We start from the raw sequence: 13,142 nt of genomic DNA, 5'->3' as shown, positions 1-13,142 counted from the left end.
TTTTCCGTGCGGCACCACCTCCGGCGGGCGGTAGCTTCCCCGTCGGGGGTGATGCGGCATGGGGTCGTCGGGATCAGGATCGTCAGGGTGGAATGCAGGGTCGTTGTTCGCGCTACCGGTTCGGGTCGGGTTGGTCCTGACCGCGGTGGCGGCGACGGTGGTGGTCAGCGTCGTCACGGCGGTCGCAGCGCCCGCCGACCCGGCCGTCGGCTCCACCTACGCGTGCAGCGGCGACGTCGCGGGTGCGGCGGAGGACCCTGTGGTGTTGGTGCACGGCACTTGGACGAACAGTGTCGAGGACTTCGGCGCGGTGCTCGAACCGTGGCTCACGCAGACCGGTCGACCGTTCTGCACGGTGGAACTGCCTCGGCGCGCGACGGTCGACGTGCAGATCAGCACCCGCTTCGTCGTGGACGCCGTGCTGCGCACCGCGAGCACCCGCGGTGGCCCGGTCGATCTGGTCGGCCACAGCCAGGGCGGAACTCTCGCCGCGTGGGCGGTGAAGTCCGATCCCGAGGTCGCCGCGGTGGTGGACGACGTGGTCGGGCTCGCTCCGGTGGGTGCTCCGCAGGACACCGATGCGGTGTGCGCGGCGCTGGGCGGCTGTGCGGCGCCCATCTGGCAGTTCTCCGAGGGGTCCGACTTCATGGCCGCACTGACGTCGACGCCGTTCCCGGCGGGCACGTCGGCCACCACGATCTCGACGGCATTCGACGAGCTCGTCCGACCGGCTCCGATCGCCGGCGCGATGGCAGGGGCGTCGAATCTGGTGATCCAGGACGTCTGCCCCCTGAAGTACGTCTCCCACGTCCTGCTTCCGTCGGACGCCACGGCGATCGCGATGCTGGCCGACGCGTTGGACAACGACGGCCCGGCCGTCGAGTCGAGGGTGGGCACGCAGAGTTGTCTCCAGCTCACTCCGCCCGGAACCGATCCGCTCGGCCCGCTGCGTACCGCGCCCACCGCCATCGCCGGCCTGGTGGACGCGCAGATCCAGACGCAGGTGCTTCCGGCCGAGCCGGCCTACACCGGACCCTGACGTTCGGCCGGGGCGCGGAACGGGTACGAACGTCTGTCATGAGCTCTTCTGCACCCTCCGTCCTGTGGTTCCGCCGCGACCTGCGCCTCGGTGACCACCCGGCACTGGCCCACGCCGCGGAGGACGGCCGGGACGTGCTGGCGCTGTTCGTGCTCGACGATCACCTCCTCGGCCCGTCGGGTGCCGCGCGCCGCGACGTGCTGTTCCGGTCGTTGACAGCGCTGGACGACCAGCTCGGCGGCCGCCTGATGGTGGTGAAGGGCGATCCGGTGGCCGCGGTTCCGGCCGTGGCGAAGGCCGTGGGAGCGGACGCCGTGCACGTGAGCGAGGACTACGGTCCGTACGGTCGACGCCGCGACGACGCCGTCGCCGAGAAGGTCGACCTGGTGCGGACGGGGTCGCCGTACGCGGTGTCGCCCGGCCGCATCGTCAAGGACGACGGCGAGGGTTTCAAGGTCTTCACGCCGTTCTACCGCCGCTGGCAGGACCACGGCTGGCGCGGCCCCGCCGACACCTCCGCGTCGTCGGCGTCGTGGATCGATCCGGACGACGTGTCGGGTGGCCGCAAGCGAGTGACCATTCCGACGGAGAAGACCCGTGCGGACGTCGAGGCCGGCGAGAAGGCGGCGCTGTCCTCGTGGGCGGACTTCCGCGACGACCGTGCGACCGGGTACGACGACGAGCGCAACCGTCCTGACAAGGACAGCACCAGCCGGATGTCGGTGCACCTGAAGTACGGGACCATCCACCCGCGCACCATGCTGGCCGATCTGGCCTCACTGAAGAACGACGGCTCGGAGGCGTACCGACGCGAGTTGTGCTTCCGAGACTTCTACGCCGACATCCTCTTTCGCCGACCGGACAGCGCTCGGGAGAACTACGACAAGAGGTTCGACAAGATCGAGCTCGACTCCGGGCCGCACGCGGACGAGCTCTTCCAGGCGTGGTGCGACGGCACGACGGGCTTCCCCATCGTCGACGCGGGCATGCGCCAACTGGTCTCGGAGAACTGGATGCACAACAGGGTGCGGATGATCGTCGCATCCTTCCTGGTGAAGGACCTGCACCTGCCGTGGTGGCGGGGTGCACGCTTCTTCCTGCAGCACCTGATGGACGGCGACATCGCCAGCAACCAGCACGGGTGGCAGTGGACCGCGGGCACGGGAACCGATGCGTCGCCGTACTTCCGGGTGTTCAACCCCACGACGCAGGGCGAGAAGTTCGACCCGAACGGCGACTACGTGCGTCGCTGGGTTCCCGAGCTCCGCGGTGTCGAGGGTAAAGCCGTGCACGCTCTGAAGAACGGACGGCCGGAGGACTATCCCGAGCCGATCGTCGACCACAAGCACGAGCGGGAGGAAGCGCTCCGACGCTTCGGCGCGCTCAAGTCTTGACTGTGCGGACCGTTCAGGGCCTGAAGAGGGCCGCCAGGGCGTCGAGCACGGACGCGTCCTCGATGGTCGACGGCACCACCACCTCGTCGCCGTCGACCATCTGGCGCATCGTCTTGCGCAGGATCTTGCCCGAGCGTGTCTTGGGCAACGCCTGTACGACGGTCACGTCACGGAACGTGGCAACGGCGCCGATGTCCTCGCGAACGGCCGCGACGAGTTCGGAGCGCAGGGTGTCGTCGTCGATGTCCACGCCGGTCTTGAGCACGACGTAGGCGCTGGGGCGTTGACCCTTCGTCTCGTCGTGGATGCCGATCACGGCGCACTCGGCGACGGCCGGGTGGGCGCCGACGACGGCTTCGATACTGCCCGTGGACAATCGGTGCCCCGCGACGTTGATGACGTCGTCGGTGCGCCCCAGGACGTAGACGTAGCCGTCCTCGTCGACGTAGCCCGAATCACCGGTGAGGTAGTACCCGTCGAACGCGGCGAGATACGACGACAGGAACCGGTCGTCGTCCTGCCAGAGGCCGGCGAGTGTGCCGGGCGGCAGGGGGAGTTCGAGCACGATGTTGCCCTCGGTGCCGGCGGGTACCTCGGCCCCCGAGCCGTCGACGATGCCGACGTGGAACCCGGGCACCGGCACCGTCGGTGAGCCCGACTTCAGCGGCATCGGTTCCAGCCCGCGGAGATTCGCGCAGATCGCCCACCCCGTCTCGGTCTGCCACCAGTGATCGACCACCGGTCGGTCCAGGATGCGGGACGCCCACGCGAAGGTGTCCGGATCCAGGCGCTCGCCGGCGACGAACAGGGTTTCCAGGGACGACACGTCGTGATCGCGCAGCAGCGCGGCCTCCGGATCGACCTTGCGTACGGCGCGCAGTGCCGTGGGCGCCGTGAACAGCGCACGCACCCCGTAGTCCTCGATCACTCGCCAGAACGCGCCCGCGTCGGGGGTGCCGACGGGCTTGCCCTCGTACAGCACCGTCGTCGCTCCGGCCAGCAACGGGCCGTAGACGATGTAGCTGTGGCCGACCACCCAGCCCACGTCCGAGGCGGTCCACATGACCTGGCCGGGTCCGACGTCGTAGATGTTGGTCATCGACCAGCGCAGCGCGACGGCGTGTCCGCCGTTGTCCCGGACGACGCCCTTCGGCTTCCCGGTGGTGCCCGACGTGTAGAGGATGTAGAGCGGATCGGTCGCCGCGACCGACACGGGATCCGCGGGGGTCGCGGCGTCGAGTTCCCGGTGGAAGTCCAGCCAGTCGCCCGGTGCCTCGATGTCGATCTCCGGTCGGCGCGTGAGGAAGACCGCACGCGGGGACGACGTCGACATGGCGAGGGCCGCGGCGACGGGTGTCACGTAGTCGACGGTGCGTCCGGGTTCGAGACCACCCGTGGCGGTCACGATCGCGACGGGATCCGCGTCGTCGATGCGCGCGGCCAGTTCCTTAGCGGCGAACCCGCCGAACACCACCGAGTGGACCGCACCGAGGCGCGCACAGGCGAGCATCGCGACGACGGCCTCCGGGATCATCGGCATGTAGAGCACGACGCGATCACCCGCACCGACGCCGCGAGCGGCGAGCGCCCCCGCGAAGCGGGACACCCGGTCGAGGAGTTCGGAGTAGGTGAACGACACGCGCGCGCCCGTCATGGCGGAATCGTGGATCAGCGCGGTCCGATCGCCGGCACCGGCCGCGACGTGGCGGTCGAGCGCGTTGACGCACGTGTTCAGTCGACCGTCCGGGAACCAGCGGTGGAAGGGTGCGTTCGACGAGTCCAGGGCGATGGTCGGCGCGACGTCCCAGTCGATCGCCCGCGCCGCCTCGAGCCAGAAGGCGTCGGGGTCGGCGGCAGCGGCGTCGTAGGCCTGGCGGTAGGCGCCCGATTCGGTCATGAGCCGACTGTAATCTCGGCCGCACTTCCGTAAGGTCGAGACATGACCCTGATTGCCGAGGATCTGCTGCTTCTTCTGCTGGACGACGGAACGGGCAAGCCCGTCGTCGACAGCACCAAGCTGCCGCGGGTGCTCGCCGGCGCGGTGATCCTCGAGCTCGCGATGGACGGCACCGTGTCGGTGGCCGGCGACAACGAGACGACGAAGAAGGGCCGGCTCGCGGTGTCCGGCGCTCGAACGGTGTCGGATCCGATACTCGAGCGGGCCGTGGAGGCGATCGAGACGGCCAAACGTCCGATGACGCCGAAATCGGCCGTCGAGAAGTTGCACAAGGACATTCGCGAGCAGGTGGTCGCCCGCGTCGTCGAGCGTGGGTTCGTCGGCGAGGAGAAGGGCACGGTCCTGGGGCTGTTCCCCACCACCACGTGGCCGACGCTCGATTCGTCGCACGAGGACCGGGTCCGCGAGACGCTGCACTCCGTCCTGATCGACGGTCTCGATCCCGATGCGCGGACGTCCGCGGTGGTGGCGTTGCTGTCGGCGATCGACGCGACGCACAAGGTCTTTCCCGATGCGGACAAGCGCGCGGTGAAGAACCGTGCCAAGGACATCGCGCAGGGGGAGTGGGCGAGCGATGCCGTGCGCAAGGCGGTGCAGGACGTCTACACCGCGGTCACCGTGGCGGTGATGGTTCCCGTCATGGCCGGTACGTCGGGGAGCTGATCCCGACCGCTTCCTGGACCGGGGTCTCCCGGGTGACGCGGTGCCGTCCGCAGTGGCACCGGTGATAGACGACGGTGCCCTCGCTGGTGCGGTGGCGGGACTCGGCCGTCCATCGATGCAGACATTCCACGGTGCTCATGACGACGAGTCTGCTGTAATGGTCTTGTGCACCTCAACCCTTACGGAGAATATGCGGTCCAGCTGGCCGTCGACATCGTGAACTCGCCCCCGACCGATGCGGTGGAGTTCGAGAGTCGGTGCCTCGAGGCGGGCATGTCCGACGACACGGTGGCCATGCACACCGATCTGGCTCGGGCGGAGGTGTTCTTCGAGGAGTGGCTCGGCGTGGTCGACGCGCCGACGCACGAGCAACGGGCGCTCGCACTGAACGCGTTGCTCGCGCAGACCTCGGCATACCCGAGGTTGACGAACCACGCCGACGACGGCTGGCACCTGCACTACCGGGATCCGGATCTGCCGCTCGCGGACGTCGTGCGCGCGCTGGTGAGCGTCGGTACCGCGCTGCATCTGGTGGGCCGCGGCATGCACCGTCTCGGTCGGTGTTCGGCGGACGACTGCGACCGTGTCTACGCCGACTTCTCCCGTACCGGTCGCCAACGGTACTGCGGCACAGCCTGTTCCAACCGCGACGCGGTCCGGCGGCACCGCGCGAAGGCTACTGCCCCAGCGTCCTGAACCGACGCAGTCGCTCGGACTGCCGGACGCCCGGGTCGAGGGCGGTGACGGTGTCGAGTTCGCGGGCGATCGCGGTCCCGAGGCGACCCATGAACCGGTGCGGTTCGTCGGCGGCATCCGGATCCTCGGGCACGATGGTGTCGACGATCCGGGCCGACCGGAGGTCGACGGGCCGGATGCCCTGCGCCTCGGCCATCGCGGGCGCGTGTGCGGTGTCGCGGTGCACGATGGCACTCGCCCCTTCCGGCGGGAGCGGCGCCAGCCACGCGTGCTGCGCGGCCACGACGCGGTCGGCGGGCAGCAGTGCGAGCGCGCCGCCGCCGGTGCCCTGCCCCAGCAGGACCGACACGGTGGGGGTGCGCAGGGTGATCAGCGTCGAGATGCAGCGCGCGATTCCTGGAGCCAACCCGTGCTCCTCGGCCTCGCGTGACAGCGATGCGCCGAGCGTGTCGATCACCAGGACCAGCGGCAGGCCCAGTTGCTCCGCGAGGCGCATGCCGCGCAACGCTTCTCGGAGAGCGCCCGGACCCATGGTGTTCTCCGGCGTCTGCCCGGTGCGATCCTGCCCGAACAGGACGCACGATCGTCCGCGGAATCGGGTGAGGGACAGGGTCACGGTGGAGTCGAAGTCGCCGCGCCCCGTGCCGCTCAGCGGGATGTGATGAGAGACGTTCGCCGCCAGCAGCTCTCGCACACCGGGGCGGTCGTCGCGGCGACTCAGCAGGACCGAGTGCCATGCCGACACGGAGGTGTCCGCACCCTCGTCGGACGGCTCCGCGTTCTCTGGGGTCGCCTCCGGTTCGTCCTGCAGAACCACCAGGACCCGTTCGAGGACGCCGCGGACATCGGCGGGACGGACGACCGCGTCGATCACGCCGCAGCGGAACAGGTTCTCGGCCGTCTGCACGCCCTCGGGGAAGTCCTGGCCGTAGAGGGCCTGGTAGACCCGCGGTCCGAGGAACCCGATGAGGGCACCGGGTTCGGCGAACGTGACGTGGCCGAGCGATCCCCACGACGCGAACACGCCGCCCGTCGTGGGGTGCCGGAGATGGACGAGGTAGGGCAGGCCGACGTCCTTGTGCAGGGTCACCGCCGCGGCGATCTTCACCATCTGTACGAACGCCGCGGTGCCCTCCTGCATGCGCGTGCCGCCGGAAGTGGGGGACGCGATCAGCGGAAGCCCCTCCGCCGTGGCCCGTTCCACGGCCAGGGTGATGCGCTCCGCCGCGGCCACACCGATGGATCCGGCGAGGAACGCGAACTCGCACACCACCACGGCGACGTGCCGCCCGCCGACGGTGCCCGCACCCGTCAGGACCGCCTCGTCCACTCCGCTCCGGGTTCGTGCGCGCTCGAGGTCGGCGAGGTACTGCTCGTCCGCCGCGACGACGAGCGGCGCCCGATCCCACGAGAGGAAAGTCCCGGGATCGAGCACCGCGTCGAGGAACTGCTGCGCCGAGGTCGTCATGCGCTCAGTATGGCGTGCGATCAGGCGCGCCCGAGCGCCTCCTTCCAGGACACCGTGCGGCCGATGCGCAGGATGGAGCGCTGGTAGATCTTGGCCGCGACGACGGCGAGAACCAGGGTGGCGACGATCATCAGCACGATGGTGCCGACGATCTGGATCGGGTCCGCGACGCCCGCCGCGATGCGCAGCGGCATGAGGATGGCGGAGAACGGGGGAATCCACGACAGGACGGTCGGCAGTGTCGCTCCCGGGTCGTCGATGGACGAGAACGCCGCGAAGAACATCGCCAGGATCACGATCAGCAGCGGCATGGTCGTCGAGTTGACGTCCTCCTGGCGCGACACCATGGAGCCGCCGGCGGCGTAGAGCACCGCGAAGAACGCGAAGCCCAGCACGAACCAGCCGATGGTGGAGACGAAGACGCTGACGGCGGGTACCGGTGACCGTGAGCGTGCCGGTGGCCGTGCCCGCGATGAGGCCGGCGGCGCCGTACGCGGTGAGCTGCACCAGTCCGACCACACCGATGCCGATCACCTTGCCCCACAGCAGCTGCAGCGGGCGCACGGTGGAGAGCAGCAGTTCGACGACCCGGGACGACTTCTCCTCCACGACACCCATCGCGACGTACATGCCGAAGGTGATGATCTGGGCGTACAGCAGGATGACGGCGATGAAACTCAGCGCGAGTCGTTGACCCTGTGCGGGATCGGGCGGATCGACCGCCTCGACCGTGACCGTGGCGGCGCTCGTCGCCGAGGTGACGGTGGCGGGATCGACTCCCAGCCCGGTGAGCGCGTCGTTCTGCGCCTGCGCGGCGACCGCGCTGTCGATGACGGCCTTCAGGGTGCCGTCGACGGTGTCCTCGGTGACGGCCGTGTACGCGCCGCCGGTCCCGGGGACGAGCGCCACGTCCACGTCGCCGTCGGTGACCTGCGTGCGAGCCTCGTCCGCCGAGCCGATCTCGCGGACCTCGACGGGAGCGCCGAGTTGATCGCCCACCGCGGTGAGGGTCTGGGACAGGCTTTGGTCACCGACCAGCCCGAGGGGCGTCCGGTCCTCGGAGTCGCTGCCGCCGGAGAAGATCGAGAACGCGACGATGCCGCCGACGATGACCAGCAGCACGATGGCGTTGGAGATCAGGAAGCTCTTCTTCCGGACCTGGACGTCGAACTCGCGCCGGGCGACGAGCGCGATGGCTCGTCCCGCCGAGAGCGGTGATCGGGTGGTCGACTTCTCGCTCATGCCACTACCTCTCGGTACAGGTCGGTCAGGGACGGTGTGCTGCGGGCGAACTCGTGCACGGGTCCGGTGGCGAGCGCTGCGGCGAGCACCGCCTGGTCGTCCGCCTCGGGCGCCAACGACAGGCTGGTGCGCCCGTCGGAGTGCGACACGGTGGTGACCCCGGTCAGCGCGTCGGCCCAGCCGGCGGGAGCGGCCGGGGCGTGCACCTCGAGGGTGGTGCCGGACTTGCCGCGCAGTTCGTCGACGTTGCCCACGGCCTTCATCCGGCCGGAACCGATGATGCCGACCCGATCGCACAGGCGCTGCACCAGATCGAGCTGGTGGCTCGAGAACAGCACGGGGACACCGGTGCGGGCCTTCTCGAGAAGCACCTCGCTCATGGTGTCGACGGCCACGGGGTCGAGACCCGAGAAGGGTTCGTCCAGCACCAGGACGGCGGGATCGTGAATCAGGGCTGCGGCCAACTGGACTCGCTGCTGGTTTCCCAGTGACAGTGAATCGACCGTGTCGTTCACCCGGCCGTCGATGCCGAGGCGCTCGGTCCAGGTCGCGACCGCGGCGGAGGCGTCGGACGTGGACAGCCCGTGCAGCTCGGCCAGGTACTTCAGCTGCGCCCCCACCTTCATCTTCGGGTACAGCCCACGCTCCTCCGGCATGTACCCGATGGTGCGGCGGACGTTCAGGTCGATGGGCTGCCCGTTCAGGCGTGCCTCTCCCGAATCGGCTCCCAGCACGCCGAGGGTGATGCGCATCGTCGTGGTCTTGCCGGCACCGTTGCTGCCGACGAACCCGAACACCTCGCCGGGATTCACGGTGAACCCGACGCCGTCGAGTGCGACGGTCTCGCCGTATCTCTTGTGCAGGTCGTCGATCTCGAGAGTCGAGCCGCTCATGCTGATCCTTTCTCGGGGGAGTGGGGTGTGGGAGTGGGGAATTCGTCCGGTTCGTCGACCGGCGCCGTCCAGGCGAGGATGATGCCGGGAGAGCAGATCCCGACAAGTAGACCACTCAGTATGATGAATCCGCCACCGAGTGCCAGTCGGGGATCGTCGGTGAAGGTGGTCGCCCACACCAGTGCGAGCGCCGGAACCGTCACCGCGCCCTGAGTGATCGCGAACCCGATGGAGCGAGCCGCGTTGCGACGCTCCAGGTCCCACTCGTCGAGCGCATCGGCGGGAGCATCGCTGCGGCGGCCGGTGACGATCTGCAGCGTCGTCCACGACACGCTCATGAGGATCGCGCCGGGAAGCCAGGTGAGCGGCGCCCACTCGGGCCCGACGAGAATGAAGATCGACGATGCCGCGAGCGCGACGAGCGAGGCGACGAGAATCCACACCAGCAGCCGGCGCCGTGACCGGGTGCGCCAGCCGGGGAGGTAGTGCGCGTACCGCGCCTCGTTCTGCAGGTATCGACGGGTGCGGAACGCCTGATAGCGGTCCAGAACGGTGTCACTCATCGTGGTGTCCCTTCCTCGGGCTGGGTGCGTCGGTAGACCTCCGTGGACAGCGGCGCGAACTCGGTACGCGAGAACACCGCCTCGACCGGCAGCCCGAACACGTCGCAGATGCGCATCGCGAGATCGAGGCTCGGGTAGTGGTCGCCGCGTTCCAGTGCGCCGACCGTCTGCGGGTTGACCTCGACGAGTTCCGCGAGCTGGGCGCGGGTCATCCGACGCTCGGCGCGCAGCACACCCGATGCGGTTGTGGATGGGGAGCGTGGTCCCGCGTTTGACCGGACTCATATATCGAAGTGTTGTATAAACCCAACGATGTGTCAATACCGTAGGCAGCGCTGTTCGGGCGAGCGCGCGCTGAACCACACGATCGTGCGTGATTCTGCCGATCGGCAGGAACTGCGACGATCGGGTGGGGAAATCCTCAGTCCTGGTGCAGAACGCCCTGCGCGACGGTCCACCGGCGCGTGCTGCGCACCGAGTCGAGCATCCGCCGGTCGTGGGTGACCAGGAGCATCGTTCCCTCGTAGGTCTCCAGTGCCGATTCGAGCTGCTCGATGGCGGGGACGTCGAGGTGGTTGGTGGGCTCGTCGAGCACGAGCAGGTTCACCCCTCGTGCCTGCAGCAGCGCGAGTCCCGCTCGGGTGCGCTCGCCGGGGGACAGGGATGCCGACGGCCGCAGGGCGGCCTGTCCGCGGAGACCGAACTTCGCCAGGAGTGTGCGGACGTCGGCGTCCGGCCAGTCCGGAACGGAGGCTGCCAGCGCGTCGGCGACCGAGTCGGGTCCGTCGAAAGCCGAACGGGCCTGGTCCATCTCGCCGATCTCGACTCCGGAGCCGATGCTCACGGATCCACTGGTCGGCGTGATGCGGCCCAGCAGCAGGTGCAGCAGGGTGGTCTTGCCCGAGCCGTTGGCGCCGGTGACGACGATGCGGTCCCCGGCGTCGATCTGTGCCGTCACCGGCCCGAGCCGGAACGCCCCCCGCTCCACGACGGCGGAGTTCACGGAGACCACGACGCTGCCGCTGCGGGGCGCCGCCGCGATCTCCATGCGCAATTCCCACTCCTTGCGCGGCTCCTCGACGACGTCGAGCCGTTCGATGCGTCGCTGGGTCTGGCGCGCCTTCGCGGCTTGCTTCTCCGTCGATTCGGCGCGGACCTTCCGGCTCGCCTTGTCGTTGTCCTTGCTCTTGCGTCGAGCGTTCCGCACGCCGTGCTCGAGCCAGTTCCGTTGCATCCGAGCGCGATCCTCGAGCCCGGACCTGGTGTCGGCGTACTGCTCGAACTCTTCCCGTGCGTGACGACGCGCCACGTCGCGCTCGACGAGGTAGGCCTCGTACCCGCCGTCGTAGACCGCTATCTGCTGCTGCGCCAGGTCCAGCTCGACGATGCCGGTGACGGTGCGCGCCAGGAACTCACGATCGTGACTGACGATCATCACGGCGCACTGGGTACTCGTCACGAAGTTCTCGAGCTGGTCCAGTCCCGCGAGATCCAGATCGTTGGTGGGCTCGTCGAGAAGCAGGACGTCGTAGCGCGCCAACAGGATTCCCGCGAGTGATGCGCGGGCCGCCTGCCCACCGGACAGGGCGGACATCTCGGTGTCGAGCGCCGCGTCCAGGCCCAGGCCGGCGAGCACCGACTCGGCTCGCTCGGGCAGATCGGCGCCGCCGAGCGCCAACCACCGCTCCAGTGCCGGTGTGTAGAGATCGTCCGACGCGCTCGCGTCGCCGAGCGTCTCCGCCGCCGCGTTCATCGCGTCCTCGGCCGCGCGCACTCCGGTGCGGCGCTGCAGGAACATCTCGACGGTCTCACCGGGAACGCGGGAGACCTCCTGCGCCAGGTGGCCGACGGTGGCGTCCGACGGGGTGAGCGTGACCGTGCCGTCGTGGTCGACCCCGGTCGCCGTGCCCGCCAGCAGGCCGAGCAGCGTCGACTTGCCGGCGCCGTTCGCGCCGACCAGCCCGACGACGTCGCCGGGTCCGACGGTGAGGTCGAGACCGTCGAACAGCGTGCGCTCGCCGCGATAGGCGGACAGGTCGTCGACACGGACCACGGCACTCACGTCTCGCCCAGCTCCTGAAGTAGTTCCCGCACGGCCGTGCGTCCCGCACGGTTGGCGCCGATGGTGCTGGCCGACGGACCGTATCCGATCAGATGGACGGTGGGCCGCGCGGCCACTCGAGTGGCCGACGCGCCGGTCATCGTGATGCCGCCGCCCGGCCCGCGCAGTCGGAGCGGCGCGAGGTGATCGAGCGCGCTGCGAAACCCGGTGGCCCACAGGATGACGTCCGCCCGGGTGGCGGTGCCGTCGTCCCACCGCACTCCGTCGGGTGTGACCTCCGCGAACATGGGCTGCCGTACCAGGACGCCGCGATCGCGGGCCTCGCGCAAGCTGGGGGTGAGGATCAGACCGGTCACCGACACCACCGATCCCGGCGGCAGTCCGCGGCGCACCCGATCCTCGACCTGCGCGACGGCAGCGCGGCCCACCTCGGGTGTGAAGTCCCGCTCGAGGAAGACGGGCTCGCGGCGGGTCACCCACGTCGTGGTGGTCACGCGCGAGATCTCGTCGAGCAACTGCACCGCGGAGATCCCGCCTCCGACGACGACGACGTGCTCGCCGCGGAACTCCTCCGCCGAGGTGTAGTCGCGCGTGTGCAGTTGGCGCCCCGTGAACGTCTCCATGCCGGGGTAGCGCGGGACGAACGGGTGCTCCCAGGTGCCGGTGCAGTTGATCAAGCCCCGTGCGTGGACGTCGCCCTGCTCGGCCTCCACCCGGTACCGCATCGTCGTCTCGTCCCGGTCGCAGACGACCGACACCCGTCCCGGCCGCCGCACGGGCAGCGCGAAGTGCTTCTCGTACGCCGCGTAGTACTCGGGCACCGCCGACGACGCGGGCACGTGCGCGGGGTCGACGTCGGGGGCCAGCGTGTCCGCGAACGCCATGCCCGGAAGGTCGTGCACCCCGTTGACGGTCTCGAGGGTCAGGGAGGGCCAGCGGAACTGCCACGCCCCACCGGGAGCCGGCGCACCGTCGAGCACGACGTAGTCGTCCCATGCCCGCAGCCCCGCTCGCTGCAGGAAATAGGCCGCGGACAGACCGGCCTGCCCGGCACCGATCACTGCGACGTCGACGTGTTGCACCCGTCCAGTACACCAGTCAGGGCTCCGCACCCGGTAAATTCGCGTAAGGGGGTCTCACAGAACACTTCGTTCCACGCAGAGAG

The 13,142-nt window shown here is 69.5% G+C and carries 10 protein-coding genes and 2 pseudogenes; 4 read left to right on the top strand and 8 right to left on the bottom strand.

The features are described from left to right. The first annotated feature begins 103 nt into the window (after nt 1-103). Both QE449_RS16995 and QE449_RS16990 read left to right on the top strand, forming a co-directional pair. A complete protein-coding gene (locus tag QE449_RS16995; protein WP_307109215.1) occupies nt 104-1,039 on the top strand; it encodes a triacylglycerol lipase in 936 nt (311 codons plus the stop codon). 38 nt (nt 1,040-1,077) lie between these two features. After that, nucleotides 1,078-2,433 carry a deoxyribodipyrimidine photo-lyase gene (locus QE449_RS16990; RefSeq protein WP_307109214.1) on the top strand — a complete coding sequence of 452 codons (1,356 nt, stop codon included), beginning with the start codon at nt 1,078-1,080 and terminating at the stop codon, nt 2,431-2,433. 13 nt (nt 2,434-2,446) lie between these two features. Here the strand turns inward: QE449_RS16990 and QE449_RS16985 are convergent, their stop codons facing one another. Beyond that, nucleotides 2,447-4,330, bottom strand: a complete 1,884-nt coding sequence (locus QE449_RS16985; RefSeq protein ID WP_222640864.1) for a propionyl-CoA synthetase — start codon at nt 4,328-4,330, stop codon at nt 2,447-2,449. Between the two features lie 42 nt (nt 4,331-4,372). Here QE449_RS16985 and QE449_RS16980 point away from each other — a divergent pair, with 42 nt between their 5' ends. Continuing rightward, nucleotides 4,373-5,053 carry a GPP34 family phosphoprotein gene (locus tag QE449_RS16980; RefSeq protein ID WP_307109213.1) on the top strand — a complete coding sequence of 227 codons (681 nt, stop codon included), beginning with the start codon at nt 4,373-4,375 and terminating at the stop codon, nt 5,051-5,053. Nucleotides 5,054-5,218: 165 nt separating this feature from the next. Then, on the top strand, nt 5,219-5,749 hold the full coding sequence (locus tag QE449_RS16975; protein ID WP_307109212.1) for a CGNR zinc finger domain-containing protein: 531 nt from the start codon (nt 5,219-5,221) through the stop codon (nt 5,747-5,749). On the opposite strand, the gene QE449_RS16970 is transcribed toward QE449_RS16975, so the two are convergent. The 7 genes and pseudogenes from QE449_RS16970 to QE449_RS16940 form a co-directional block, all read right to left on the bottom strand. Next, nucleotides 5,730-7,217 (bottom strand): carboxyl transferase domain-containing protein, encoded by a 1,488-nt coding sequence (locus QE449_RS16970; RefSeq protein ID WP_307109211.1) that lies wholly within the window; start codon nt 7,215-7,217, stop codon nt 5,730-5,732. The genes QE449_RS16975 and QE449_RS16970 overlap by 20 nt on opposite strands. A gap of 20 nt (nt 7,218-7,237) precedes the next feature. Then, nucleotides 7,238-8,459 (bottom strand): annotated as a pseudogene (locus QE449_RS16965) (ABC transporter permease). Next, the gene (locus QE449_RS16960) at nt 8,456-9,352 is read right to left on the bottom strand and encodes an ABC transporter ATP-binding protein (protein WP_027504196.1); all 897 of its coding nucleotides are present in this window, start codon (nt 9,350-9,352) and stop codon (nt 8,456-8,458) included. The pseudogene QE449_RS16965 and the gene QE449_RS16960 overlap by 4 nt, the downstream one beginning before the upstream one ends. Further along, nucleotides 9,349-9,915: a hypothetical protein gene (locus QE449_RS16955; RefSeq protein WP_037183974.1), complete on the bottom strand. Its 567-nt coding sequence runs from the start codon at nt 9,913-9,915 to the stop codon at nt 9,349-9,351. Before QE449_RS16955 ends, QE449_RS16960 begins: the two co-directional genes overlap by 4 nt. Then, a pseudogene (locus tag QE449_RS16950) lies at nt 9,912-10,200 on the bottom strand (helix-turn-helix transcriptional regulator). Before QE449_RS16950 ends, QE449_RS16955 begins: the two are co-directional and overlap by 4 nt. A gap of 136 nt (nt 10,201-10,336) precedes the next feature. Then, nucleotides 10,337-11,977 (bottom strand): ABC-F family ATP-binding cassette domain-containing protein, encoded by a 1,641-nt coding sequence (locus tag QE449_RS16945; RefSeq protein WP_056446899.1) that lies wholly within the window; start codon nt 11,975-11,977, stop codon nt 10,337-10,339. Then, the gene (locus QE449_RS16940) at nt 11,974-13,059 is read right to left on the bottom strand and encodes an NAD(P)-binding domain-containing protein (RefSeq protein WP_307109210.1); all 1,086 of its coding nucleotides are present in this window, start codon (nt 13,057-13,059) and stop codon (nt 11,974-11,976) included. Before QE449_RS16940 ends, QE449_RS16945 begins: the two co-directional genes overlap by 4 nt. Nucleotides 13,060-13,142 lie beyond the last annotated feature (83 nt).

The sequence above is a fragment of the Rhodococcus sp. SORGH_AS_0303 genome, from assembly GCF_030819335.1.
Lineage (GTDB): Bacteria > Actinomycetota > Actinomycetes > Mycobacteriales > Mycobacteriaceae > Rhodococcoides.
The sequence above is the reverse complement of the archived record's forward strand: the minus strand, read 5'-3'. Positions and strand labels throughout refer to the sequence as shown.

Bases quoted from the DNA above. Each gene is read 5' to 3' on its own strand.
- QE449_RS16990 (WP_307109214.1), top strand. From the start codon at position 1,078: ATGAGCTCTTCTGCACCCTCCGTCCTGTGGTTCCGCCGCGACCTGCGC.
- QE449_RS16985 (WP_222640864.1), bottom strand. From the start codon at position 4,330: ATGACCGAATCGGGCGCCTACCGCCAGGCCTACGACGCCGCTGCCGCC.
- QE449_RS16980 (WP_307109213.1), top strand. From the start codon at position 4,373: ATGACCCTGATTGCCGAGGATCTGCTGCTTCTTCTGCTGGACGACGGA.
- QE449_RS16970 (WP_307109211.1), bottom strand. From the start codon at position 7,217: ATGACGACCTCGGCGCAGCAGTTCCTCGACGCGGTGCTCGATCCCGGG.
- QE449_RS16960 (WP_027504196.1), bottom strand. From the start codon at position 9,352: ATGAGCGGCTCGACTCTCGAGATCGACGACCTGCACAAGAGATACGGC.
- QE449_RS16955 (WP_037183974.1), bottom strand. From the start codon at position 9,915: ATGAGTGACACCGTTCTGGACCGCTATCAGGCGTTCCGCACCCGTCGA.